Source organism: Streptomyces sp. NPDC054887 (assembly GCF_053610585.1).
In genome coordinates this window covers 4412-27177 of record NZ_JBSGYQ010000029.1, presented here as the reverse complement: position 1 = coordinate 27177, position 22766 = coordinate 4412, and the positions used below count along the sequence as shown (strand labels likewise).

Annotated in this window: 23 protein-coding genes; 9 read left to right on the top strand and 14 right to left on the bottom strand. The window is 72.1% G+C overall.

The window, feature by feature from the left end:
- Nucleotides 1-17: 17 nt before the first annotated feature.
- The 6 genes from ACWGH0_RS18060 to ACWGH0_RS18035 form a co-directional block, all read right to left on the bottom strand.
- Entirely contained in the window at nucleotides 18-1166 is a 1149-nt protein-coding gene (locus tag ACWGH0_RS18060) for an SRPBCC family protein (protein ID WP_453405135.1), read from the bottom strand.
- Entirely contained in the window at nucleotides 1166-1762 is a 597-nt protein-coding gene (locus tag ACWGH0_RS18055) for a hypothetical protein (RefSeq protein WP_453405134.1), read from the bottom strand. The genes ACWGH0_RS18060 and ACWGH0_RS18055 overlap by 1 nt, the downstream gene beginning before the upstream one ends.
- Nucleotides 1759-2007, bottom strand: coding sequence for a gas vesicle protein GvpG (locus ACWGH0_RS18050; protein WP_453405133.1), 249 nt, complete (start codon nucleotides 2005-2007; stop codon nucleotides 1759-1761). The genes ACWGH0_RS18055 and ACWGH0_RS18050 overlap by 4 nt, the downstream gene beginning before the upstream one ends.
- Nucleotides 2008-2032: 25 nt before the next feature.
- On the bottom strand, nucleotides 2033-2746 hold the full coding sequence (locus ACWGH0_RS18045) for a GvpL/GvpF family gas vesicle protein (protein WP_453405132.1): 714 nt from the start codon (nucleotides 2744-2746) through the stop codon (nucleotides 2033-2035).
- A gap of 3 nt (nucleotides 2747-2749) precedes the next feature.
- The gene (locus tag ACWGH0_RS18040; RefSeq protein ID WP_453405131.1) at nucleotides 2750-3193 is read right to left on the bottom strand and encodes a gas vesicle structural protein GvpA; all 444 of its coding nucleotides are present in this window, start codon (nucleotides 3191-3193) and stop codon (nucleotides 2750-2752) included.
- Nucleotides 3194-3285: 92 nt separating this feature from the next.
- Nucleotides 3286-3615: a gas vesicle protein GvpO gene (locus ACWGH0_RS18035; RefSeq protein WP_453405130.1), complete on the bottom strand. Its 330-nt coding sequence runs from the start codon at nucleotides 3613-3615 to the stop codon at nucleotides 3286-3288.
- A gap of 142 nt (nucleotides 3616-3757) precedes the next feature.
- Here ACWGH0_RS18035 and ACWGH0_RS18030 point away from each other — a divergent pair, with 142 nt between their 5' ends.
- The 3 genes from ACWGH0_RS18030 (at nucleotide 3758) to ACWGH0_RS18020 (ending at nucleotide 7118) form a co-directional block, all read left to right on the top strand.
- Nucleotides 3758-4243 carry an Lrp/AsnC family transcriptional regulator gene (locus ACWGH0_RS18030; protein ID WP_453405129.1) on the top strand — a complete coding sequence of 162 codons (486 nt, stop codon included), beginning with the start codon at nucleotides 3758-3760 and terminating at the stop codon, nucleotides 4241-4243.
- Nucleotides 4244-4510: 267 nt separating this feature from the next.
- Complete coding sequence (locus tag ACWGH0_RS18025; RefSeq protein WP_453405128.1) at nucleotides 4511-5389, top strand: D-alanyl-D-alanine carboxypeptidase family protein; 879 nt, start codon at nucleotides 4511-4513, stop codon at nucleotides 5387-5389.
- Between the two features lie 115 nt (nucleotides 5390-5504).
- Nucleotides 5505-7118, top strand: a complete 1614-nt coding sequence (locus ACWGH0_RS18020) for an alpha-amylase family glycosyl hydrolase (protein ID WP_453405127.1) — start codon at nucleotides 5505-5507, stop codon at nucleotides 7116-7118.
- Here the strand turns inward: ACWGH0_RS18020 and ACWGH0_RS18015 are convergent.
- Entirely contained in the window at nucleotides 7115-8299 is a 1185-nt protein-coding gene (locus ACWGH0_RS18015; RefSeq protein ID WP_453405126.1) for a zinc-dependent alcohol dehydrogenase, read from the bottom strand. The two genes, ACWGH0_RS18020 and ACWGH0_RS18015, sit on opposite strands and share 4 nt — an antisense overlap.
- Between ACWGH0_RS18015 and ACWGH0_RS18010 the strand changes: the two genes are divergently transcribed.
- Nucleotides 8190-8612 (top strand): WhiB family transcriptional regulator, encoded by a 423-nt coding sequence (locus tag ACWGH0_RS18010; protein WP_453405125.1) that lies wholly within the window; start codon nucleotides 8190-8192, stop codon nucleotides 8610-8612. The two genes, ACWGH0_RS18015 and ACWGH0_RS18010, sit on opposite strands and share 110 nt — an antisense overlap.
- Before the next feature lie 174 nt (nucleotides 8613-8786).
- Here ACWGH0_RS18010 and ACWGH0_RS18005 read toward each other — a convergent pair whose 3' ends face one another.
- The 3 genes from ACWGH0_RS18005 to ACWGH0_RS17995 all read right to left on the bottom strand — a co-directional run bounded on the left by ACWGH0_RS18005 (nucleotide 8787) and on the right by ACWGH0_RS17995 (nucleotide 10249).
- A complete protein-coding gene (locus ACWGH0_RS18005; RefSeq protein WP_453405124.1) occupies nucleotides 8787-9338 on the bottom strand; it encodes a DoxX family membrane protein in 552 nt (183 codons plus the stop codon).
- 42 nt (nucleotides 9339-9380) lie between these two features.
- Nucleotides 9381-9803, bottom strand: coding sequence for a secondary thiamine-phosphate synthase enzyme YjbQ (locus tag ACWGH0_RS18000; RefSeq protein ID WP_453405123.1), 423 nt, complete (start codon nucleotides 9801-9803; stop codon nucleotides 9381-9383).
- Nucleotides 9804-9958: 155 nt separating this feature from the next.
- The gene (locus tag ACWGH0_RS17995) at nucleotides 9959-10249 is read right to left on the bottom strand and encodes a hypothetical protein (protein WP_453405122.1); all 291 of its coding nucleotides are present in this window, start codon (nucleotides 10247-10249) and stop codon (nucleotides 9959-9961) included.
- Between the two features lie 75 nt (nucleotides 10250-10324).
- On the opposite strand from ACWGH0_RS17995, the gene ACWGH0_RS17990 reads away from it, so the two are divergent.
- Nucleotides 10325-11581, top strand: a complete 1257-nt coding sequence (locus ACWGH0_RS17990; protein WP_453405121.1) for an NAD(P)-binding domain-containing protein — start codon at nucleotides 10325-10327, stop codon at nucleotides 11579-11581.
- Between the two features lie 117 nt (nucleotides 11582-11698).
- Here ACWGH0_RS17990 and mltG read toward each other — a convergent pair whose 3' ends face one another.
- Together mltG and ACWGH0_RS17980 are read right to left on the bottom strand one after the other, a co-directional pair.
- Complete coding sequence (mltG, locus tag ACWGH0_RS17985) at nucleotides 11699-12520, bottom strand: endolytic transglycosylase MltG (protein WP_453405120.1); 822 nt, start codon at nucleotides 12518-12520, stop codon at nucleotides 11699-11701.
- A 95-nt stretch (nucleotides 12521-12615) separates the two neighbouring features.
- Nucleotides 12616-14427 (bottom strand): ABC transporter ATP-binding protein, encoded by a 1812-nt coding sequence (locus ACWGH0_RS17980; protein ID WP_453405119.1) that lies wholly within the window; start codon nucleotides 14425-14427, stop codon nucleotides 12616-12618.
- A 166-nt stretch (nucleotides 14428-14593) separates the two neighbouring features.
- Here ACWGH0_RS17980 and ACWGH0_RS17975 point away from each other — a divergent pair, with 166 nt between their 5' ends.
- The 4 genes from ACWGH0_RS17975 (at nucleotide 14594) to ACWGH0_RS17960 (ending at nucleotide 19624) form a co-directional block, all read left to right on the top strand.
- Entirely contained in the window at nucleotides 14594-15046 is a 453-nt protein-coding gene (locus ACWGH0_RS17975; RefSeq protein ID WP_453405118.1) for a MarR family winged helix-turn-helix transcriptional regulator, read from the top strand.
- A gap of 15 nt (nucleotides 15047-15061) precedes the next feature.
- Complete coding sequence (locus ACWGH0_RS17970) at nucleotides 15062-17992, top strand: FAD-binding and (Fe-S)-binding domain-containing protein (protein WP_453405117.1); 2931 nt, start codon at nucleotides 15062-15064, stop codon at nucleotides 17990-17992.
- A gap of 76 nt (nucleotides 17993-18068) precedes the next feature.
- Nucleotides 18069-19148 carry an NAD(P)H-dependent amine dehydrogenase family protein gene (locus ACWGH0_RS17965; protein ID WP_453405116.1) on the top strand — a complete coding sequence of 360 codons (1080 nt, stop codon included), beginning with the start codon at nucleotides 18069-18071 and terminating at the stop codon, nucleotides 19146-19148.
- A complete protein-coding gene (locus ACWGH0_RS17960) occupies nucleotides 19145-19624 on the top strand; it encodes a carboxymuconolactone decarboxylase family protein (protein ID WP_453405115.1) in 480 nt (159 codons plus the stop codon). The genes ACWGH0_RS17965 and ACWGH0_RS17960 overlap by 4 nt, the downstream gene beginning before the upstream one ends.
- Nucleotides 19625-19698: 74 nt before the next feature.
- Here ACWGH0_RS17960 and ACWGH0_RS17955 read toward each other — a convergent pair whose 3' ends face one another.
- Both ACWGH0_RS17955 and ACWGH0_RS17950 read right to left on the bottom strand, forming a co-directional pair.
- Entirely contained in the window at nucleotides 19699-21345 is a 1647-nt protein-coding gene (locus tag ACWGH0_RS17955) for a GMC oxidoreductase (RefSeq protein WP_453405114.1), read from the bottom strand.
- Nucleotides 21346-21407: 62 nt separating this feature from the next.
- Nucleotides 21408-22766: peptide-N4-asparagine amidase (locus ACWGH0_RS17950; protein ID WP_453405113.1), on the bottom strand; the 1359-nt coding region annotated here is incomplete at its 5' end.

The window sequence follows — 22766 nt, the reverse complement described above, 5'->3', positions numbered from 1 at the left end:
CCTCGATCCGGCGTTGCTCAGCGCCTACCGGCGGTGCGGCGGCGCGGACGTTCGTCCTCGGACGGTTCCTCGTCGTCGTACGGCTCCTCCTCGTCGTCGTAGGGCTCGTCGCCGGAGTCCTCGTCACGCGCCTTCGCGGGCTCGTCCTGGGACTCCTCCTCGCCCTCCCAGTCCTCCTCGTCGCCGTGCTCGTCCCCGCCTTCGTCCCACTGACCGTCGTGGCCTTCTTCGTCCCCCTCGTAGTCCTCGTCGGCGTCCTCGTCGGCGTCCTCGTCGTCCGCCTCGTCGCGGTGGTCCTCCCCGTCCTCGCCCTCGTCCTCCCCCTCGCGGTCCTTCTCCTCCTCCTCCACGTTCTCGTCGTGCCCGCGCACCACCTCGCCGTCGCGGATCTCGCCGCGCCAGCCCTCGGCCGGCTCGTCCTGCATGGTGACGAACTTGCGGAACAGCTTGAGGTCGAGCCGCAGACGGCGGCCCTGGGCGCGCCAGATGTTGCCGGTCTTCTCGAACAGCCCCTTGGGGAAGTACTCGACCACGACGAGCACCTTGGTGAGGTTGTCGTCGAGCGAGTGGAAGGTGACGGCGCCCTTGGTCGTGCCCTTGGCTCCTTCGGAGGTCCAGGTGATGCGCTCGTCCGGCACCTGTTCGGTGATCTTCGCCTTCCAGCTGCGGTTGGACTTGGCGACCTTCACCTGCCAGTTGGAGGTGGTGTCGTCGGACCGTTCCACATTGACCGCGCCCTTGGCGAAGCGGCTGAAGTGCTGGAACTGGGTCCACTGGTCGTAGGCCTGCCGCACGGGGACGCCGACGTTGATGTCCTCGATGATGACGACGCTCTTCGTCCGGGTCTCGCCCTTGCCGCCCTTGTGGCCTCCGAACAGCCCTTTCACCTTGTCCTTCAGACCGCCGACCATGTGGGAGACCCCCATTCCGCCCGCGACCCGCGCGGGCGACTTGCCCTCACTGAGCTGCTTGCCGCCCTTGGCCAGAGTGGAGAGGGTGTTGCCGACTGAGCCTCCGGGTTCGGCCAGCTGCTTGGTGGCCTCACCCAGGCGCTCGCCCATGGAGGCCACGGTCCGCTCGGCCCGCGCCTGGAGGTACTGCTGAACCTCCTCCATCAGCCGATTGCCCGCCTCGCCGGCGAAACCCGTCTTCTTGGTGTCGGCCATCACTCCGACCTCCTCTTCGTGCCGGTGCCGGTGCGTTCACCGCTCTGCGCGGAGGGGGACGCCGGCTTCCTTCTGCCCGCCGACTTGGCGGCCTTGCGGGCCGGCACCTTGGCGGGCTTCTTCGCCTCCGGCCCGTCCTCGGACGCGGTGTCCCGCTTCCTTGCGGCCTCGGGCTCCCGCTCCGGTTCCTCCCCGGACTCCTCCGGTTCCTCCGACTCCTCGGGCTCTTCGGGCTCCTCCGGTTCCTCCGACTCCTCGGGCTCCTCCGGCTCGTCCTTCCCCGTAACCGTCCCCAGGGTCTTGGACGTCTCCTCCCGAAGGCCCATCGTCCGCTCGTGCAGGGTGTCGGCCAGCTTGCCCGTCACCGCGTCCACGGCGGCGGAAGACGCCTCCTTGCCCGCGTTGAGCAGGTCCTTGCGCACCTGCTCGCCGACGGCGTCCATCACCGGTGAGCCGACGAGCGCGGAGGTGAGCTTCTTGGTGTCCACGTTTCTCTTGACCGCCCAGGCCGCGACGGCCAGGGCGAGCTTCCCGTTCTTCGTCCGGCCCAGCAGATAACCGCCGAGCAACGCCGCGCCTGTTGTCGCCTTGTTCATCGTGGGTTCTCCCTATAGCGGCGGATCTCCTCGAGCCGCTCCAGCAGTTCGTCCTCGCGCCGGTCGAAGGTCTCCTCGTCGATCCGGCCGGATGTCAGCGCCTCTTCCAGTTCGGCGAGTTCCCGCATCACGGGCCCCGGGTCGTAGAACTCCTCTTCGGCGGCGCGTGCCACCTGCTCCACCACCCACCCGGCGCCCCGGACGGGGGCCAGCGGAAAGGTCAGGATCTGAGTCAGCAAGCCCATGGCCGCATCTCCCGCGACAAGTCGACTAGACGAAGCTGTACGGCGGCAGCGGCCCGTGGAGGCGGAAGGCGAAGTCCTCGCCACGCCGGTCGGCGAGGTCCTTCTGCGCCGTCAGGAACTCGTTCTGCCGCGCCTGCTCCACCAGGAACGACACGCTGACGAAGTCGTCGCCGGTCGGCTCGGACGTCGCGACGTCCCGTGCCGCCGGCCGCAGGGCCTCCACCGTCTCCGCCGCGAGCAGTTCGTGACGCCGCTGGACCTCCGCGGCGACCAGTTCACCGAGCGCCATCCGCATGTCCTGACCGCCCCGGCCGGCCCGGACGTCCTCGTTCAGCCGGCGTGCCTCCTCCGACTCGAGCAGGACGTCCCGCAGCAGCGCCTCCTCGGCGACGGACGCCTTGAGATGGAACTCCACACAGCCGTCCAGCTCCGACAGCCGTTCCAGGTACGCGTCGGCCCGCTCGTCCAGCACCTGCCGCACCGCGTCGTCGTCGGGCGCGAGGGCCCCGAAGCGCAGGGGCAGCACGCTGCCGTCGGCCATCAGCCGCTCCAGCACGGACTGGTGCGCCAGTACGTCACGCCGCTTGGCCTTCAGCCCCTCGGGCGCGTCGCTGACGACCGCGACCAGCGACCGGCCGTCGACCGTACGCAGTTCCTCCGGCGGGTTCCCGACGCCGTTCAGGCCGTCCAGGCGCTGGGGATGGGCCTCAGCCGTGATCGCGTAGACATAGACCGCCATGGCTCACTCTTCCCGGTGCCGGGAAGGGCGGCGCGAGGGCCGCGACCTCTCCCGCTCCTCTGCCGGCTCGCGCTCCTCCTCACGGCCCTGGTGGAGGGAGTCGGTGAACGCCTCCACCGCGCCCGTGAGCGCGCCCTTGCTCTTGCCCTTGGCCCCGCCCTCGGTGACCTGGCCCACGACGTCGGTGAGCTGGCTCGGCGCCTTGCGTCCCGTCTCCAGGTCGAGGCGGTTGCAGGCTTCGGCGAAGCGCAGGTAGGTGTCGACGCTGGCGACGACGACACGGGCGTCGATCTTCAGGATCTCGATGCCCACCAGTGAGACCCGGACGAAGACGTCGATGACGAGTCCGCGGTCCAAGATCAGTTCCAGTACGTCGTACAGCGACCCGGAGCCGCCGCCACCGCCCTGGGCCACGCCGCCTCCGCCGCCTTGCGGCACCACAGTCATGGCGCCTCCCTTCATGGGCGGCGCCGCAACCGGCGCACGCCCTGTCCCGCTGTGTTCACCTGTACGGCACCACCGGCGTCCGGCCGGGCCGCCTAGGCCCGTCGGTCGGTCTGACCGCGCGTGTACCGGCGGATCCGCTCGTACGACATGAGTTCGCCGTCCGCGTCGAGCGTGACCCGGTAGCTGGCCATCACACTCGTCGTCTCGGGGATGCGCTCCAGCTCCAGCACCTCGACCTCGGCCTCCCACCCGTCGTCCTCGGTGGGCCGCACCGCCGAGACGGATTCGGGGGCTCTGCCCAGCAGGCCCTCCAGCTGCTGCGTGGCCGAACGCATCGCCCGGGGCGCCGAGAGCCGTTTGGGACGCCCTTCGCGGGCGCGCTCGCGGGGCCGCTCTTCGTCTTCGTCGTGTTCCCGGGCCATGTCCTACCTAAGCAACTCGAAGTAGTACATATGACGCTAATTTGCATCCTATCGGACACAGTGGATCGGTCGCTCGGTGGGAGGTCCTCGGCTCGGTAGGGTCTACGGCCGGACGGCAGGCCCAGAAGGAGACCGACGGAACATGGCAGTGGACGAACTCGACACCCGCATCCTGCGGCTGCTCATCGAGCAGCCGCGCACGAGTGTGCGCGAGTACGCCCGTCTCCTCGGCATCGCCCGCGGAACACTCCAGGCCCGCCTCGACCGGCTGGAGCGCGACGGCGTGATCACCGGTACGGGCCCCACCCTCTCCCCCGCCGCCCTGGGCCACCCCGTGCTCGCCTTCGTCCACGTCGAAGTCACCCAGGGGCATCTCGACGAGGTGGGTGACGCGCTGGCGGCCGTGCCCGAGATCATCGAGGCGTTCTCCATCACGGGCGGCGGCGACCTGCTGACGCGGGTGGCCGCGCGGGACGCCGGACACCTGGAGGACGTCATCCAGCGGCTGATCCAGATCCCCGGCGTCGTACGGACGCGCACCGAGGTGGCCCTGCGCGAACGGGTGCCGCACCGGCTGCTCCCGCTCGTCGAAGCGGTGGGGCGGTCGGCCGCGGCCGCACAGCGCTGACCTCGGCCGTCTCTCTTGTCCCGTGCGCGCGGGGCGAGTTCGGCCCCTGGGACGCGCGGGAACCGCCGCGGCCGGAACCGGGACGGGCGCGCCCCGCGTCTTCCCCGGGCACACGGCGAGGCGGACCGGTCACCGCAACTTCACACGCACCCCACCGTTCCCCCGCCCGGTACCTGATGCGAACATGCCGTTCGACATTGTTTGCGCAGTTGATGAAACGGAGAGCGATACGTGAGATCAGGGGGCACAGCAGTCCGCCGGTGGGGGATGACGCTGGTCGCGTCGACGGCGGCATTCGCGGTGATCACACCGACGGCGACCGCCCAGGCGGTCACCGGTCCCACCGTCAGCGCCAAGGGCGCGTTCCTGCTCGACAGCAAGCCCAACAGGACGCTGTGGAGCAAGTCCGCCGACACCAAGCGGCAGATGGCCAGCACGACGAAGATCATGACGGCCGTCGTGGTGCTGGAGACGAGCGGCGTCAACCTCAACAAGCTGGTCACCGTCAAGCAGAGTTACCGCGACTACGTCGCCCGTAACGGTGCGAGCACGGCCGACCTCAAGCGGGGCGACAAGCTCACGGTGCGTCAGCTGCTGTACGGGCTGATGCTGCCGTCCGGCTGCGACGCCGCGTACGCCCTCGCCGACACGTTCGGCACGGGCACCACCGAGACGGCCCGGAAGAAGTCGTTCATCTCCAAGATGAACAAGAAGGCCGCCTCGCTGGGCATGACGAACACCAAGTACGACTCCTTCGACGGCATCTCGGCGGCGGGCAACAACCTCACGACGCCCCGCGACTCGGCCAAGCTGGCGCGTCGCGCGCTCGCGAGCTCGACCTTCGGGACGGTCGTCAAGGCCAAGAGCACCAAGCAGACGGCCACCAACGGCCGGGTCTACACCTGGTACAACACGAACAAGCTGCTCGGTTCGTACAGCGGCGCCATCGGCATCAAGACCGGTACGGGGTCCGTCGCCGGGCCCTGCCTGGTGTTCGCCGCGAAGCGGGGCGACCGGACGGTCGTGGGGGTCGTCCTGAACGACGCCAACCGCTACACGGACGCCAAGAGGATGCTCGACTGGGCGTTCAACACGCGCACCACGATGAAGCTGCGCACGCTCCCCGCGGGCGCGCAGCAGGACTAGCCGTCCCGGGTTCACCCGCACCACCGATGCCCCGGCCGGGCACTTCCCGGCCGGGGCGTCGCGGTGTCATGGTCGGTGGCGGCGCACTGACCACGAGGGAAGGACACCCCCGCTCATGACAGCGTTCCGACCCACCCCGGCCTGGCTTGCCGACGCCGTCTTCTACCAGATCTACCCCCAGTCCTTCGCCGACTCCGACGGCGACGGCATCGGTGACTTCAACGGCATCACGCGGCGCCTCGACCACCTCGCCTGGCTGGGCGTCAACACCGTCTGGCTGAACCCGTGCTTCGCCTCGCCGTTCCGGGACGCCGGCTACGACATCAGCGACTACTTCGCGCCCGCCCCCCGCTACGGCACCGACGACGACCTCGCCGCACTCGTCGACAAGGCGCGCGGCCTCGGCATCCGCGTACTCCTCGACCTGGTCGCCGGGCACACCTCCGACCAGCACCCCTGGTTCACCGCCTCCGCCGACGACCCCGCCGACGACCGCTACATCTGGACCGACGGCACCCAGCCGCCCCCGCCGGGGTTCGTCGCCTCCCCCGGCGCCCGCCCCGGTGCGTACCTGCCGAACTTCTTCGACTCCCAGCCGGCCCTCAACTTCGGCTACGCGAGGGCCGATCCGGCCGAACCGTGGCGCCGGCCCGTCGACGCCGCCGGGCCGCGCGCCAACCGTGCCGCCCTGCGCGAGATCATGGACCACTGGCTCGGCCTGGGCCTGGCCGGCTTCCGCGTCGACATGGCCGCCTCGCTCGTCAAGGACGACCCCGGCAAGGTGGAGACGTCCCGGATCTGGACCGGGTTGCGCCACTGGCTGGACGCCGCGCACCCCGAGGCGGTCCTGCTGTCGGAGTGGGGCGACCCGGCGGTGTCCGTACCCGCGGGCTTCCACGGCGACTTCTTCCTCCAGTTCGGAGGCCCCACCGAAGGCCGGCCCCTGCGTTCGCTGTGGAACAACCGGCACGGCACGGACAGCGACGACTGGGACCCGGTGGACTGCTTCTTCGATCCCGAGGGCAAGGGCTCACCCCGCCCGTTCGTGCAGGCGTGGCGGGAAGCGGCCGACGTCGTCGCCGGGCGCGGCTTCGCCGCCCTGCCCACCTCCAACCACGACTTCGCCCGCCTCAACTGCGGTCCCCGCACGCCGCAGCAGCTCCCCGCCGCGTTCGCCTTCCAGCTCACCTGGCCGACCCTGCCCGCCATCTACTACGGCGACGAGATCGGCATGCGCTTCGTTCCCGGCCTGCCCGACACCGAGGGCAGCGTGCTGGGGCCGCGCTACAACCGCGCGGGCTCCCGTACCCCCATGCAGTGGGACGCCGGCCCGGGGGCCGGTTTCTCGACCGCCCCGCCCGAGCGCTTCTACCTGCCGCTCGATCCCGACCCGGACCGGCCGACGGTGGCCGCGCAGCGCCGGGACGAGGGCTCGCTGCTGCACCTGGTGCGCCGCCTCATCGCCCTGCGCCGGGCCGCCCCCGAACTCGGCAGCGCGGGGACGGTGGCCGTCCTGCACGACGGCCACCCGTTCGTCCACCTCCGGGGCGGGCGCTACCTGGTCGTCGTCAACCCGCGCCGCGACGCGGCCACCGTCGCCGCGCCCGCCGCTGTGCGGGGCGGGGTGCTGCCCCGGCCCGTGGAGGTCTCGGGCGTACGCGTCGACGAGAGCGCCGTCACGGCCGACGGTTTCGGGTACGGGGTCTTCGACCTCGGCCCGCACGCCTAGGGCTTGAGCAGCGTCTTGACCATGCCGTCCTTCTTGGCCTGGAACGTCTCGTACGCCTTCGGGGCGTCCGCGAGCGGGAGCGAGTGGGTCGCGAATCCCTCGACGCCGAGCGGGTCGGCGTCGTCGAGCAGCGGCAGGATGTCGTCCACCCAGCGCTTGACGTTGGCCTGGCCCATCCGCAGCTGGATCTGCTTGTCGAAGAGGGTCAGCATGGGCATGGGGTCCGCCATGCCGCCGTAGACGCCGGACAGGGAGATGGTGCCGCCCCGGCGCACCACGTCGATCGCGGTGTAGAGGGCGTGCAGGCGGTCGAGTCCGGCGTTCTCCATGAGCCGCCGCCCGACGGCGTCGGGGAGCAGGCCGGTCATCCACTGGGCGGCCTTGGCGACGGGCGCGCCGTGGGCCTCCATGCCGACGGCGTCGATCACGGAGTCGGTGCCCCGGCCGCCGGTCAGGTCGCGGATGGCGTCGGGGAGGTCCTTGCCGTAACTGCGCAGGTCGAGCGCCTTGACGCCGCGGGCCGCCGCGCGGCTCAGCCGTTCCGGCACCAGGTCGACGCCGACGACCAGGCTCGCGCCCCGGTGCAGGGCGATGCGGGCGGCCATGTCGCCGATGGGGCCGAGGCCGAGCACGGTCACCGTGCCGCCGGGCGGGATCGCGGCGTACTCGACGGCCTGCCAGGCGGTGGGCAGCACGTCGGAGAGGTAGACGAAACGCTCGTCCGGCGGGCCCTGCGGCACCTTGATCGGCAGACTGTCACCGAACGGAACCCGCAGGAACTCGGCCTGTCCGCCCGGGACTTGACCGTACAGCTTGGTGTATCCGAAGAGCGAGGCGCCCATGCCGCGCTCTCGCACCTGGGTGGTCTCGCACTGCGAGTGCAGGCCCTGTTCGCACATGAAGCAGTGCTGGCACGAGACGTTGAACGGGATCACCACACGGTCGCCGGCCGTCAGGTTGGACACCCCCGGGCCCACTTCCTCGACGATGCCCATGGGCTCGTGGCCGAGGACGTCCCCCGGGTCGAGGTAAGGGCCGAGGACCTCGTACAAGTGCAGGTCGGAACCGCAGATGCCGGTCGAGGTGACGCGTACGATCACGTCGGTCGGCTCTTCGATCCGCGGGTCGGGCACCGTCTCCACCCGTACGTCCCGCCGTCCCTGCCATGTCAGTGCGCGCATCGTCGCCTCCTCGTCGCCAGGTCTCTACGACGTTCCGGGTCCCCCCTGCGGGCGTCGTTATTCGACGCGGTCACACTCCCTACGATCACACGGAGCCCGGTCCGCTGCGCGACGTACGCGGGGGGTCAGGGGACCCGCGCTGGACGAGCAGGCCGCGGCCAAGGAGATCTGCGGACGCTGCCCCGTGACCCGTCAGTGCCTCGCCTACGCCCTGCGCTCGGGGCAGCGCTCCGGGGTGTGGGGCGGCCTGGGCGAACAGGAACGTCTGCCCCTGCACCGGGCCCGAGCGAGGGGCGGCCGGAGGGCGGGCTGAGCCGAGGGTGGCCGAGCGGGCCGCCGCCCGACGTCCGGCGCACGCCGAAGCAACGGCGGCAAGCCGTCGGCCGGAGCTCCACGGCGCCGTACGCGATGCGGGGCGCGGCGGCCGGCGACCACGCCGAGCGCCGTCGCCCGCAACCGCGCCCGGCGCCGGTCGCGCGGGCTGTCGTCAGCCGACGGGGAGCCGGTCGCGTACCGAGCCGGCCGCCGACTGCACGCTCTGGGCCGCGCCGGAGACGGCGGACCCCACGTCCCGCCCGGCGCGGCGGGCGCTGCGGCGGCCGGAAGAGGCGGCCGACCGCGACCGGTAGGCGAGCGACGGCTTCCCGTGGGTGTCGGCGGCGGCGAGCAGCAGCCCGCCGAGGAGGGACATGTTCTTGACGAACTGCAGCCGCTGACGGTCCCGTTCGTCGGGGTCCTCGGTCTTCCACCAGGCGTGGCCATCGATCGTCGTCGGTACGAGCGAGGCGGCCAGCGCGAACGCCGACGCGCGCGGGAAGCGGCCGATGGAGAGCAGGAACCCCGCCCCCAACTGGACGGCGCTGTTGAGCTGTACGAGCCGGACCGTGTCGTCCGGGAGCTGCGGAACGCGCTCCGCCACCGGCTGGGCCACCGGCTCGGCGGCGGGCGCCACGGAGCGCGGGTCGCGCAGGGTACGGAGTCCGCCCGAGACGAAGACGGAGGCGAGCAGGGGACGCGCGGCTTTCCTCAGAATAGGCATGCCGACCGCGTGCCCCGACTCGGCGCGCTCACGCCTGCCGCCTCAGCCGAGGAAGCTCAGGCGTACCTGACGGTCCGGATTGTCCCTGTTGGTGTCCACCAGGCAGACGGACTGCCAGGTGCCCAGTTCCAGTCGGCCGCCCACGACCGGCAGGGTCGCGTGCGGGGGCACCAGCGCCGGGAGTACGTGGTCGCGGCCGTGGCCGGTGGAGCCGTGGCGGTGCTGCCAGCGGTCGTCGGCGGGGAGCAGGGTGTGCAGCGTGGCGAGGAGGTCGGCGTCGCTTCCGGCGCCGGTCTCCAGGATCGCGACGCCGGCCGTGGCGTGCGGGACGAAGACGTTGAGCAGGCCGTCCCGGCCGCGCGCCGCCTGTCGCAGGAACTCCTCGCACTGCGGCGTCAGATCGGCCACGGTCTCGCCGGAGCCCGTGGTGACGTTCAGGATGCGGGTGGTGAACACGTCGGACATGCGTCCATCATGACCCACCGGCCGCCCCGGACGGCGGGACGGCACGGGTTGCGGTTCCGGCGGCGGGCGGTGGGCCGTACGGAGGAGGCGGTACGCCGTACGGGCGGCGGCGGGGCGGGGGTACTCGTACGGGCCGTACGCGGGGAGTGTCGGGCCTACGCGCCGGGCAGGGTGTCCAGGTCCGGCTGGACCTCCACCGTGCATTCGGCGTCCTCGGGGCCCACGCCCTCCGCGTCGCGCCACACGCAGATGCGCACGTGATGAACGCCGGAACCCTCGTGATCCCACTCCGTCGCAAGGTCACGCACCACCACCGCTGCCACGAACTCGGCGTCCTCGGGTTGGGTGGCCGTGGTGATGGTGCCTCGGTAGCGGGCGCCGAGGGGGCGCCATCCGGCGCTTCCGGCTGGGGCGTCCACGCGGTACACGTATGCGACGGGCGTCATTCCGGCACCGTACCCACATCCCCGGGGATTACGTGGGGCGGGAAGATCCGCACTTGCCTCGCCGTTAGTAGAAACATGAACGAATCTGGGGTGCGGGAAGTGGACGTCGTCGTCACGGGCGCCGGTCAGGCGGGGCTGTCGAGCGCCTATCACCTGCGGCGCGCGGGCCTGGAGCCCGGACGCGACTTCGTCGTCCTCGACCACTCGCCCCGGCCGGGCGGGGCGTGGCAGTTCCGGTGGCCGACGCTGACGTACGGCAAGGTGCACGGCATGCACGCCCTGCCGGGCATGGAGCTGACCGGCGCGGACGCGAGCCGCCCCTCGTCGGAGGTCGTGGCGGAGTACTTCGCGGCGTACGAGCGGGCCTTCGGCCTGCGGGTACGGCGGCCCGAGGACGTGCGGGCGGTGCGCGAGGGCGACGGCGGGCGGCTGCGCGTCGAGACGACGGCGGGCGTCTGGTCGACGCGCGCCCTGATCAACGCGACGGGCACCTGGGACCGGCCGTTCTGGCCCCGCTACCCCGGGCAGGAGACCTTCCGCGGCCGGCAGCTGCACACGGCGGACTACCCGGGGCCGCAGGCGTTCGCGGGACAGCGGGTGGTCGTCGTGGGCGGGGGAACCTCCGGCGTGCAGCACCTGATGGAGATCGCCGCCGTCGCGGCGGGCACGACGTGGGTGACGCGTCGCCCGCCGGTCTTCCGGGACGGCCCCTTCGGCGAGGACGAGGGGCGGGCGGCGGTCGCGCGCGTCGACGAGCGGGTACGGCGCGGTCTGCCGCCGCAGAGCGTCGTGTCGGTGACCGGGCTTCCCGTCACCGAGGCCGTCGCCCGGGCCCGCGTGCAGGGGGTGCTGGACCGGTCGCCGATGTTCGACAGGATTACGCCGGACGGGGTCGCCTGGGCCGACGGGCGCACGGTGGACGCCGACGTCATCCTGTGGGCCACCGGGTTCCGCGCCGCGATCGGCCACCTCGCGCCGCTCGGGCTGCGCGAGCGGGGCGGCGGCATCAGCGTGGAGGGCACGCGGGCCACGCACGACGAGCGGGTGCACCTGGTGGGGTACGGCCCGTCGGCCAGCACGATCGGAGCCAACCGGGCGGGCCGGGCCGCCGTACGGGAGATCATGCGCCTGCTGGAGCGGCTGGCGGCGCGGAGCGCCGAGGCGCCGGAGGGCGGCGTACAGGTGGCGGCCGGGGCTTTGTCGTCACCGGAGCCGGGGGTGCCCGGGGCGCCGGTGGCTCGGGTCGTGCTCCCCGGCTCCGGCGCCGTGCGGCGGGAAGCGGCGGCGGACCCCGCCGCGGCCGTGCGGGAGCCGGTCGCCGTCGGCCGGTGAGGGGTTCCCCCGCGAGAGTGCAGGGCGTCCCCCCGGCGGAAGAGGTGACACGACCCCGGTGGGACAGCGAGGGCTCCCCGGCCGCAGGGCGCGGCCTCCCGGCGGAACGGCGAGCGGTCAGCCGCCGTTCTTGCCGACGCTTCTGCGGTGCGCGTTGAACTCCGCGACGTTCCTGCGCTGTTCGGCGTAGCTGTCGGTGAAGCGGGTGTCCCCGGGCGCGACGGTGACGAAGTACAGCCACTTCCCGGGCGGCGGGCTGAGCGTCGCGTTCATTGCCTCGCGACCGGGGTTGCCGATCGGCGTCGGCGGCAGGCCGACGCGCTCGTAGGTGTTGTACGGGGTGTTGATCCTCGTGTCCGCGTGGGTGGTGTCGAGGGTCGAGCGCTTGAGGGCGTAATTGATCGTCGAGTCCATCTGGAGCGGCATGCCCAGCGCGAGCCGGTTGTCGATGACGCGTGCCACCTTCCCCATGTCCTCGGCCGTGTCGGCCTCGGCCTGCACGATGCTGGCGATGACGACGTTCCGGTAGGCCGCCGGGGTGACACCGAAGTTCTTGCCCGCCGTGTCGACCATGTAGGCGAGCAGACCGGCCGGCGTCGTCTTCTCGTCGACGGGATACGTGGCCGGGAAGAGGAAGCCCTCCGGATTGCCCCCGGCCGCGGGCGGCAGCTTCAGCCGCGCCGCGCCCGCCGCCTTCTCCGTGGTCTTCGGAGCGACGCCGAGCGCCTTGTCGACGGCCGCGTACACCTGGGAGGACCGCCAGCCCTCCGGGACGAGCAGGCTCCGCGGCTCGCGCTTCCCGTCCCGGAGCAGCAGCAGGGGCACCAGGACCGCCGCGGTCGCCACTGCGGCGGCCGTGCCGATGATCAGCAGCAGCCGGCCGCGGCGCGTGAGACGGGTGCCGGGCGCGGGCCGCTTCGGTGCGGGCTCGTTCTCCATGCGGGCACGCTAACCCGCCCCGGCCGCCGTTCCCCGGAGCCCGTCGGGCGCGCTCGGCCATCCAGCGCAGGGGAAGGGCGGCGGCGACGGGAGGCTTACGTCACGGCGGGCGAGAGCCGGGCGTCCCGCCGCACGAGGGCCGCGTACCGCCCGTCCCGGGCGAGCAGTTCCTCATGCGTACCGCGCTCGACGGTCCTGCCGCCGTCGAGAACGACGATCTGGTCCGCGTCCCTGACCGTGGAGAGCCGGTGCGCGATGGTGATGGTCGTACGTCCGGCCGAGAGCGCGTCGATGGCCTGCTGCACGGCGTGCTCGGTACGCGTGTCGAGGGCGCTCGTGGCCTCGTCGAGGATGAGGACGGGCGGGTCGCGCAGGATGGTGCGGGCGATGGCCAGGCGCTGCTTCTCCCCGCCGGAGAAGCGGTATCCCCGCTCGCCGACCAGGGTCTCGTACCCGTCGGGCAGGGAGGCGATGTGGTCGTGGATCTGCGCGGCCTCCGCGGCCGCGCGCAGTTCCTCGTCGGTCGCGTCCGGTTTGGCGAAGCGCAGGTTGTCGGCCACGGAGGCGTGGAAGAGGTACGTCTCCTGCGAGACCACGCCGACCGCGCGGGCCAGGGAGTCGAAGTCCAGGTCGCGCACGTCGACGCCGTCGAGGGTGACGCTGCCGTCCGTCACGTCGTACAGCCGGGGCACCAGGTAGCTGAGCGTGCTCTTGCCGGAGCCCGTGGCGCCGACGATCGCCAGGCTGCCGCCCGCCGGGACGGTGACGTCGATGCCGGTGAGCGTGGGCCCGTTCTTCTCGTCGTACGCGAAGTGGACGTCCTCGAACCGCACTTCGCCGCGGATGGTATCCAGCCGGACCGGCTTCTCGGGCTCGGTGATGTCGACCGGCAGGTCGAGGTACTCGAAGATCCGCTGGAAGAGCGCGAGGGACGTCTGCATCTGCACACCGGTCGACAGGAGGCTCACGGCGGGCCGGAAGAGACCCTGCTGGAGCGAGACGAAGGCGACGAGCGTTCCGAGGGAGACGGCCGCCCCGCCGGTCTGCATGGTCAGCCCGGCGGCCCAGTAGATGACGGCGGGCATGGCGGCCATGACGATGCCGATCGTGGACATCCGCCAGCGCCCGGCCATGTTCGAGCGCACTTCGAGGTCGACGAGGCGCTCCGACTCGTCGGCGAATGATTTCGTGAGGGAGTCCGCGCGGCCCATCGTGCGGCCGAGCAGGATGCCGCTGACCGAAAGCGACTCCGTGACGGTGGCGGCCATCGAGGCCATCTGCTTCTGGCGCTGCGTGGTGATCTTCTTGCGCTCGCGGCCGACCCTGCGGCTGATCCAGACGAAGACCGGCAGCAGGAGCAGGGAGACGACCGTCAGCCGCCAGTCGAGCGCCAGCATGGCGACGACCGTGGCCACGACGGAGGTGAGGTTCGAGACCAGCGAGGTGGCGGTGGAGGTGACGGTCGCCTGCATGCCGCCGATGTCGTTGGCGATGCGGGACTGGACCTCGCCGGTGCGGGTCCGGGTGAAGAAGGCGAGCGGCATGCGCTGGAGCTGGGCGTAGACGGCGGTGCGCAGGTCGTGCATGACGCGCTGGCCGACCGTCGTGGAGATCAGGGTCTGGAGCACGCCGAAGACGCTCGTCACCACGGCGGTCAGGATCATGCCGAGGGCGAGCAGGCTCAGCAGCCCCGTGCGGCCCTGCGGGATCGCGGTGTCGAGGATCTCCCTGAGCATGAAGGGCGAGGCGACGGCGACCAGCGAGGACGCGGCGACGAGCAGGCCGACGACGGCCAGCCGGCCCCGGTAGGGCCTGAACAGCCTGAGGATGCGGCGCACCTGCGCGGGCTCCTCCGGCTGCGCGGGATCGCGGGCCGGCGGTGTCCACGTGGGCCGGTCGGGATGCATGGGCTCCTTCGGGAGGGTGAGAGGTGTGAGGGAGTGACGGAGTGAGAAGGACAGGTGGGCGGCGAGGGGGTCGGAGAGGCGGCGGATTCTGGAAGCCTAGCCCATTGTTACCTCTGCTCACAATGACCCTGTTCACAGTGAGCGTGGTCCTGATATCGTTCCCGGTATGACCACCTCAGACGCCGACGGCCTGCTGGCCGAGCAGCTCCTCCGGCTGACGCGCCGGCTTCACCGGATCCAGCGTCAGCAGATGGAGCCGATCGGGATCACTCCTGCCCAGTCGCGCCTGCTGCGCACGGTGTCGCACTACGACCTGCACGACGAGCCGCCCCGTATGGCCGACCTGGCCAAGCGCCTGGAGGTGGTCCCCCGGGCCGTGACGACGCTGGTCGACGGCCTGGAGGCGAGCGGCCGGGTGCGCCGCGTGCCCGATCCGACCAACCGCCGCGTCATCAGGATCGAGCTGACCGACACCGGCCGTGCGACGCTCCGCGCGCTGCGCAGCGCGCGCCGCGACGCGGCGGAGGACATATTGGCTCCACTGGACGCCGCTCAGCGCGAGGTGCTCGGCGGCCTGCTGTCCGCTCTGGTCGACGGGATGCCGGAGCGCCGCTGCTGAACCGAGGGGGACCGGATGCCGCTGCTGGAGCCCGAGCCGGGGGCGCTGCGCCCCTCCGCCCCGTCCGCCCCTGCGCCCGACCGGGTGCCGGACGAGCTGGCCGGCGGCACGCCCGAGCCGCTGCGGAGCGGGCTGACCGCGCTCCTGGGGCCGGACAAGGTGTTGTGGAGGGTCTCCGACCTCGTGCGGTACGCGTCGGACGCAAGCCCGTACCGCTTCGTACCGCGGGTCGTCGTGGTGGCCGAGGACGTCGACGACGTCGCGGCGGTCCTCGCGTACGCCCGCGACAACGGGCGCGAGATCGTCTTCCGGGCGGCGGGCACGTCGCTCAACGGCCAGGCCCAGGGCGAGGACATCCTCGTCGACGTACGCCGTCACTGGGCGGGTGTCGAGGTCCTGGGCGGCGGCGCGCGCGCCCGGATCCGGCCGGGCACCACGGTCGTGCGGGCCAACGCGGCCCTGGCCCGTCACGGCCGCGTCCTCGGCCCCGATCCGGCGAGCGCCGTCGCGTGCACGATCGGCGGCGTCGTGGCCAACAACGCGTCGGGCATGACGGCGGGCACCGCCCGCGACTCCTACCGCACCGTGGCGTCCCTCACCTTCGTCCTGCCGAGCGGCACGGTCGTCGACACGGCGGACCCGGCGGCCGACGAGGAACTGGCCCGCGCGGAGCCGGAGATGTGCGCGGGGCTCATGGCGATCAAGGCGGAGATCGAGGCGGACGCGGAGCTCACGGCCCGTATCCGCGCCAAGTACGCCATCAAGAACACCAACGGCTACCGGCTCGACGCCTTCCTCGACGGCACGACGCCCGTGCAGATCCTGCGGGGGCTGATGGTCGGATCCGAGGGGACGCTCGGCTTCCTCTCCGAAGTCGTCTTCGACACCCTGCCCCTGGACCGCGTGCCGTCGGCGGCGCTGCTCTTCTTCCCGACGCTGTCCGCCGCTGCCGCCGCCGTCCCCCGCTTCAGCGACGCGGGGGCCGTCGCGGTCGAGCTCATGGACGGCAACACACTGCGCGCCTCGGTGAGCGTTGCCGGCGTGCCGTCCGACTGGGCGCGGCTGCCCCGGGAGACGGCGGCGCTGCTGGTGGAGTTCAGGGCGCCCGACGCGGCGGCTCTGGGGGCGTACGAGCGGGCGGCGGCCGAGGCGCTGACCGGGCTTCGACTCGTCGCTCCGGTCGCTTCGGTGACCAACGCGTTCACCCGGGACGCGCGGACGATCGCGGGGTACTGGAAGGCCCGCAAGGCGTTCGTCACGGCGGTCGGCGGAGCGCGCCCCGCCGGTACGACCCTGATCACGGAGGACTTCGCCGTGCCCCCTTCGCGGCTCGCCGCGGCCTGCGAGGCGCTGCTGCGGCTCCAGGAACGGCACGGGTTCGACGCCGCGGTGGCCGGCCACGCGGCGCACGGCAATCTGCACTTCCTGCTGGCCTTCGACGCCGCCGACTCCTCGGACGTGGAGCGCTACGCGTCGTTCATGGACGAGTTCTGCAGGCTCACGGTCGAGCGCTTCGACGGTTCGCTCAAGGCCGAGCACGCCACCGGCCGCAACATCGCGCCCTTCCTGGAACTGGAGTGGGGTCCGAGGGCCACGGAACTGATGTGGCGTACGAAGCGGGTCGTCGACCCCGGCGGCGTCCTGGCTCCGCGCGTCGTACTCGACCGCGACCCGAGGGCGCACCTGCGCGGCCTGAAGACGATCCCCGCCATCGAGCCGGTGGCCGACCCGTGCATCGAGTGCGGCTTCTGCGAACCGACGTGTCCCAGCGCCGACCTGACGACCACGCCGCGCCAGCGCATCGTGCTGCGCCGGGAGATGATGCGCCAGGAAGCGGGGTCGCCGGTCCTGGCCGGGCTGCTCGACGCGTACGGCTACGACGCGGTGGACACCTGCGCCGGGGACTCGACCTGCATGCTCGCCTGCCCCGTCGGCATCGACACCGGGGCACTGATGCGGGAGTTCCGCCACCGCCGGCACTCGCCGCGCGAGGAGCGCCTCGCCGCGCTGGCCGCCGGGCACTTCGGGGCGGTCGAGGCGTCGGCGCGTCTCGCCGTGGCAGCCGCGGACCGGGCCGGTGACCGGCAGGCCCGGGCGGTCACGGGCCTCGCCCGCAGGGCCGTACGCCGCGACCTGGTGCCGGAGTGGCTGCCGCAGCTTCCCGGCGCCGCCGCCCGGCCCCTCCCCCGCACCCCTCGCACGGGTGCGCACGCCGTCTACTTCCCGGCCTGTGTGAACCGCGTCTTCGGTGGGCCGCGGGGTCACCGGGGACCGACGCTCCCCCAGGCGGTCGTCGCCGTGTCGGAGCGCGCCGGAAGGCCGGTGTGGATTCCCGGCGACGTCACGGGGACCTGCTGCGCGACGATCTGGCACTCGAAGGGGTACGAGGCGGGCAACGCCGTCATGGCGAACCGCGTGGTCGAGGCCGCCTGGGGCTGGACGGCGGGCGGCCTGCTGCCCCTGGTCGTCGACGCGTCGTCGTGCGCGCTCGGCCTGGCGCACGAGGTGGTGCCGTACCTCACCGACGCCAACCGGGAGTTGCACGCCGAGCTGACCGTCCTCGATTCGGTGGTGTGGGCCGCCGACCACCTGCTCCCGCGCCTGCGGGTGCTGCGCAGGGCCGGCTCCGCCGTCCTGCATCCGACGTGTTCCATGCGGCACCTGGGCGACGAGGCGGCGCTGAGCAGGGTCGCGGAAGCGTGTGCGGAGGAGGTCGTCGTGCCGGACGACGTACGGTGCTGCGCGTTCGCCGGTGACCGGGGGATGCTGCACAAGGAGCTGACGGACTCGGCGACGGCGCGCGAGGGAGCGGAGGTCGGGACCCGCGCGTACGACGTGTACCTGTCCGCGAACCGGATGTGCGAGGTGGGCATGGAACGGGCCACGGGACGCGCCTACCGGTCGGTGCTGCTGGAGCTGGAGCGGGTCACGCGACCACTCAAGTGACGATCCATCAGATTCGGCTCGATCGGTGCGGTCGCTTCTCTGGGAAGTGACAGGCCACCGCGTTACCCTCCGCCGCATGATTGACACGGTGGTCTGGGGAACCGGCAATGTCGGCCGCGCCGCTGTCCGCGCCGTCGACGCCCATCCGGCGCTGCGGCTCGCGGCCGTTCTCGTGCACGATCCCGCCAAGGCCGGCCGCGACGCGGGCGAACTCGGCGGGCTCGACCGCCCGCTGGGGATCGTGGCGACCGACGACGTCGGCGCGGTGCTGGCCACCCGTCCGCGCGCCGTGGTGTACGCGGCGTCCGGCGACGTCCGCCCCGACGAGGCCCTCGCCGACATCGTGCGGGCGATCCGGGCCGGAGCGGTGGTCGTCAGCCCTTCGCTGTACGCACTGTACGACCAGCGCAACGCACCCCCGGAGCTGCGCGAGCCCGTGCTGGCCGCCGTCGCGGAGGGCGGCGGCTCGCTCTTCGTCTCGGGAGTCGACCCCGGCTGGGGCAACGACGTGCTGCCGCTGCTGATCAGCGGACTCGCCACCACGGTCGACGTGATCCGCTGCCAGGAGATCTTCGACTACTCCACCTACGACCAGCCCGATGCGGTCCGTCACCTGGTCGGCATGGGGCAGCCGATGGACTACGAGCCGCTCATGCTCGCGCCGGCGGTTCCGACGATGGTGTGGGGCGGGCAGATACGGCTCATGGCCCGGGCGCTGGGCGTCGAACTGGACGAGATCCGCGAGACCCTGGACCGGCGCCCCCTCGACACCACGGTGACCACCCGGACGATGGGCGAGTTCGAGGCGGGCACCCAGGGGGCCGTGCGCTTCGAGGTGCAGGGCGTCGTCGCGGGCGAACCCCGCATCGTCATCGAGCACGTCACCCGCATCCACCCGTCCTGCGCCCCGGACTGGCCGACACCGCCGGACGGCGCCGGGGCCCATCGGGTGGTCATCGAGGGCCGCCCCCGCATCGAGGTCACGGTGGAGGCCACCGACGAGGGCGAGAACCGGTCGGCGGGCGGGAACGCCACCGCCGTGGGCCGCCTGGTGGGCGCGATCGACTGGCTCGCACAGGCGGAGCCGGGACTCTACGACGCGCTGGACGTGCCCCTGCGCCCGGCGGTCGGCAAGCTCACGAGGAGCGGGCGATGAACATCGACATTCCCGAGGGCAAGGACGCCATCGCGTACGTGTGGGGCGAGATGGTCCCCGGCATCGGGCCCGCCGCCGCGGACCTCTCGCTGGCGGTGTACGCCCACACGACCCTGGGTCTGCGCGAGTTCGAGGCGGCGCGGCTGCGGATCGCGCAGATCAACGGGTGCGCCTTCTGCCTCGACTGGCGGACCGAACGGGACGGGCGGAAGGTCGAGGAGGAGTTCGCCGGGGCGGTGGAGCGCTGGCCCACGACCGACGCGTTCGACGACCGCACCCGCCTGGCGGCGGAGTACGCCGAGCGGTACGCCCTGGACCACCACGGCCTCGACGACGCGTTCTGGACGCGGATGACGGCGCACTACGACCAGACCCAGATCGTGGAACTGACCATGTGCGTCGGGTCGTGGCTGGCGTTCGGCCGGCTCAACCGCGTGCTGGGGCTCGACACGGTGTGCGTGCTGCCCGGGCACTGACACCGGGTGCGCGCGGCCGCGACCGGGACGGGACCCGGGGCCGGCCGGTGCGTCAGGCCGGCCCCGGTGGGACGTCACCGCAGATCCGCGGCGATGATCCTCTCGATGTTGCGTTCGGCCAGCGCGGTGATGGTGACGAACGGGTTCACACTGGCGTTGCCCGGGATCAGCGAGCCGTCGATGACGTACAGACCGGGGTGACCGTGCAGACGGCCGTAGTTGTCGGTGGCCCTGTCGAGCACTACTCCGCCGAGCGGGTGGTACGTCAGGTGGTCGCCCCAGATCTTCGACAGGCCGAAGAGGTCCGTCCGGTAGATCGTCCCCTCCTTCGCGTTGATCTTGTCGAAGATCGTCTTGGCGGCGTCGATGGACGGCTGCTTCCAGGCCGTCTGCCAGTTCAGGTCGGCCCTCCCGGCGGCGGCGTTCCAGGTGAACTCGGCGCGGTGCGGGTTCTTGGTGATGGACAGGTAGAACGAGGCGTACGTCTCGATCCCCGTCGGCAGCGGCGCCACCTCGGCGAACGCCCCGCCGGCGTCCCAGTTGTCGATGCCGGCCGTGGGCATCGAGGACTGGAGCCTGCCGGTCGCGTCCCACATGTGGTTGGCGCGGCCGCACATGACGTTGCCGTTGTCGCCCCACCCCTTGCCGATCTCCTCGTTCAGCCGGGGCAGCGCGCCGGTGGCCTTGAGCTTGGTCAGCAGCTTGCTCGTGCCGACGCTGCCGGCCGCGAAGAACACCCGGTCCGCCGTCACGCTCTTGGTGGCGGTGGTGTCGCCGGTGGTGTTGATCTGGTCGATGACGACCGTGTAGCCGCCGCCGGACGCGGGGGTGACGGAGGTGACCTTGTGCAGCGCCGAGACGGTGACCCGGCCGGTCGCCCGCGCGCGGCCGAGGTATGTCTGCTGGAGGGTCTTCTTGCCGTGGTTGTTGCCATAGAGGACCTCGGCGTCGAGCGCCGATTTCGGCACGGTTCCGGCGGCTTCCTGCTTCATGTAGTCCCAGTCGTACACGTTGGGCACGAAGACGAACGGGAAGCCGGAACGCTGGGCGTGCTTGCGGCCGACCCTGGCGTACTGGTAGCAGGCGGCGCTCTCCCACCAGGCGGGGTCGACGTGGTTGACGCCGAGCCCGGCGTTGGCGCGCGGGTAGTAGACGTCGTACATCTCGGCGGCGTTCACCGACGGCAGGACGCCGCCGAAGTTCTCGCGCCTGGGCGTGACCGCCATGCCGCCGTTGACCAGGGAGCCGCCGCCGACGCCCCGGCCCTGGTAGACGGTGATGCCGCTGAAGTCCTCGGCGTCGAGGATCCCGGTGTGGCGGGGGATCTCCTTGTCCAGCGGGAAGCCGAGGAAGTTGCTGAGCGGCTGTTTCGTCTTGGTACGGAGCCAGAAGGAGCGGTAGTCCGGCTTGGTCGTGTTGGCGAAGATCTTGCCGTCCGGGCCGGGCGTGTCCCAGGACATGCCCATCTCGATCATGTGCACGTCCACGCCTGCCTGGGCGAGTCGCAGAGCGGCGACGGAGCCGCCGTATCCGGTGCCGACCACGAGCACCGGGACGTGGGCCCCGGGGGCGATGGCGGCGGCCGCCGGGGCGGCGCCCGGCTCGGCGGCGGCGGCACGGCCACCGAGGGCCACCGCGCCCAGAATAGAACTGGTTCCAGCGATGAACCCGCGACGCGAGAACCCCTTGGAACGGGCATCGGACTGGGGGTTGTTACTCATGTGACGTTCCTCACTCAGGGGTGAACGGAAACAGGTTCTACTGCCGTCGGCATGCGAAGTCACTACATACCTCCAGGTAATCTCCGGTCGCAGAGCAGCCGGTCCCGCGTCACCGTTCCCTGCGCCGTCTCGACGGCGCGGTCGTAGCAGCCCGCCGTCCCGTACAGCCGGTAGCGCTCGCTCGACGTGCCGACCGCGTGCCGCTGGTCGCGCGGGACCCCGGCCGTGTACGTCGCGTCGCCCGTGTACGTGTCGTCCAGCCGCGACCAGGACACCCGTTTCCCGCCGCGCTCCTCGACGGTGTCGGCGCGGTCGCCGAGCGCCATCACGGTCCGCAGCCGGTCACCCGCCCCGAGCGTGGTGGTGCCGTCCATCGTGTACGTGCGGTGGGCGCGCACGGCGGTGGCCGGGCCGCGGCCGTCGGTGGTGACGGTCTCGCGGTCCGTCCACGTGCCCTTGAGCGCGTCGAGCGTCTCGCCGTCGGTCCAGCGGTGGACCGACGTGTGGGCGAGGGTCCGGTCGACGGTCGTGACGACGCGGCCGTGCGAGGTGTCGACCCGGCCGGAGACGGTGAGCCGGTGACCTCCCCGGGTGTCGACACGGTGCTCGGAACCCGGGGTGTACGCGGAGGAGTTGACCGGTGCGCCGTCGTCGTGGCGGAGCAGCCCGCCCGTGACGACCTCGCTGCCCCTGTCCTGCCACACCAGCACGTTGACGGGGGTGCTCCAGCCGGTCTGCCCCTCGGGGACGCCGACGACGGAGACCTCCACGCGGTGCGGGCGGCCGTCGTTGAGCCGCCCGGCGAAGGGAGTCAGGTCGAACCGGATCGGCTTGACGTCGAAGGCGCGGGGCCCGGGGACGACGTACCAGAGGAAGGGGTTGGACCAGCCGCCGGTCCAGACCGTGGGGAACGGCGCGGCGATGCCCGCGAGCTGCCCGTCGACCTTGATCCGCACCTCCCGGTAGGGGCCGTCCGGCGTCGTGCAGGAGTACGGCGCCTCCTTGGGGGCGGAGAGGTACCAGTACTCCTCGCAGCCGCCGCCCGAGCCCGTGGCGTACACCTCGGCGAGGACGCGTTCGGAGTTGCGGGGGGTGGTGAGGGACTCGCCGTCGAGGGTGAGCACGCGGTCGGGGGTGTCGGCCGGCCGGGTACGGCCCTGAGCGGCGTAGAAGGTCAGCGTCGCCTCGACGTCGATGACGCCGGTGTACGTCGCGTCGACCACGTTGCCGATGAGCATCTCGACCGGCTGCTCCCGGCGCAGGGTGTCGCTGTAGCGCGTGACGTCCTTCTCCACGGACCAGGTGATGCCGTCGGGCGAGGGCTGCGGGGTGGAGGTGCGCCGCCCCAACACCCCCCCGGAGGTGTGGTGGGCGCGCCCGGCGGTAATGCCTACCGCGACCAAACCCTCGCGGGGCAGGGG

Coding starts and splice junctions, on each gene's coding strand:
- ACWGH0_RS17965 (WP_453405116.1), top strand. CDS start 18,069: ATGATTGACACGGTGGTCTGGGGAACCGGCAATGTCGGCCGCGCCGCT.
- ACWGH0_RS17960 (WP_453405115.1), top strand. CDS start 19,145: ATGAACATCGACATTCCCGAGGGCAAGGACGCCATCGCGTACGTGTGG.
- ACWGH0_RS17975 (WP_453405118.1), top strand. CDS start 14,594: ATGACCACCTCAGACGCCGACGGCCTGCTGGCCGAGCAGCTCCTCCGG.
- mltG (WP_453405120.1), bottom strand. CDS start 12,520: ATGGAGAACGAGCCCGCACCGAAGCGGCCCGCGCCCGGCACCCGTCTC.
- ACWGH0_RS18050 (WP_453405133.1), bottom strand. CDS start 2,007: ATGGGCTTGCTGACTCAGATCCTGACCTTTCCGCTGGCCCCCGTCCGG.
- ACWGH0_RS18060 (WP_453405135.1), bottom strand. CDS start 1,166: ATGGCCGACACCAAGAAGACGGGTTTCGCCGGCGAGGCGGGCAATCGG.
- ACWGH0_RS18045 (WP_453405132.1), bottom strand. CDS start 2,746: ATGGCGGTCTATGTCTACGCGATCACGGCTGAGGCCCATCCCCAGCGC.
- ACWGH0_RS17970 (WP_453405117.1), top strand. CDS start 15,062: ATGCCGCTGCTGGAGCCCGAGCCGGGGGCGCTGCGCCCCTCCGCCCCG.
- ACWGH0_RS18005 (WP_453405124.1), bottom strand. CDS start 9,338: ATGCCTATTCTGAGGAAAGCCGCGCGTCCCCTGCTCGCCTCCGTCTTC.
- ACWGH0_RS17980 (WP_453405119.1), bottom strand. CDS start 14,427: ATGCATCCCGACCGGCCCACGTGGACACCGCCGGCCCGCGATCCCGCG.
- ACWGH0_RS18040 (WP_453405131.1), bottom strand. CDS start 3,193: ATGACTGTGGTGCCGCAAGGCGGCGGAGGCGGCGTGGCCCAGGGCGGT.
- ACWGH0_RS17995 (WP_453405122.1), bottom strand. CDS start 10,249: ATGACGCCCGTCGCATACGTGTACCGCGTGGACGCCCCAGCCGGAAGC.
- ACWGH0_RS17955 (WP_453405114.1), bottom strand. CDS start 21,345: ATGAGTAACAACCCCCAGTCCGATGCCCGTTCCAAGGGGTTCTCGCGT.
- ACWGH0_RS17990 (WP_453405121.1), top strand. CDS start 10,325: ATGAACGAATCTGGGGTGCGGGAAGTGGACGTCGTCGTCACGGGCGCC.
- ACWGH0_RS18055 (WP_453405134.1), bottom strand. CDS start 1,762: ATGAACAAGGCGACAACAGGCGCGGCGTTGCTCGGCGGTTATCTGCTG.
- ACWGH0_RS18020 (WP_453405127.1), top strand. CDS start 5,505: ATGACAGCGTTCCGACCCACCCCGGCCTGGCTTGCCGACGCCGTCTTC.
- ACWGH0_RS18035 (WP_453405130.1), bottom strand. CDS start 3,615: ATGGCCCGGGAACACGACGAAGACGAAGAGCGGCCCCGCGAGCGCGCC.
- ACWGH0_RS18015 (WP_453405126.1), bottom strand. CDS start 8,299: ATGCGCGCACTGACATGGCAGGGACGGCGGGACGTACGGGTGGAGACG.
- ACWGH0_RS18010 (WP_453405125.1), top strand. CDS start 8,190: ATGCCGGTCGAGGTGACGCGTACGATCACGTCGGTCGGCTCTTCGATC.
- ACWGH0_RS18000 (WP_453405123.1), bottom strand. CDS start 9,803: ATGTCCGACGTGTTCACCACCCGCATCCTGAACGTCACCACGGGCTCC.
- ACWGH0_RS18030 (WP_453405129.1), top strand. CDS start 3,758: ATGGCAGTGGACGAACTCGACACCCGCATCCTGCGGCTGCTCATCGAG.
- ACWGH0_RS18025 (WP_453405128.1), top strand. CDS start 4,511: ATGACGCTGGTCGCGTCGACGGCGGCATTCGCGGTGATCACACCGACG.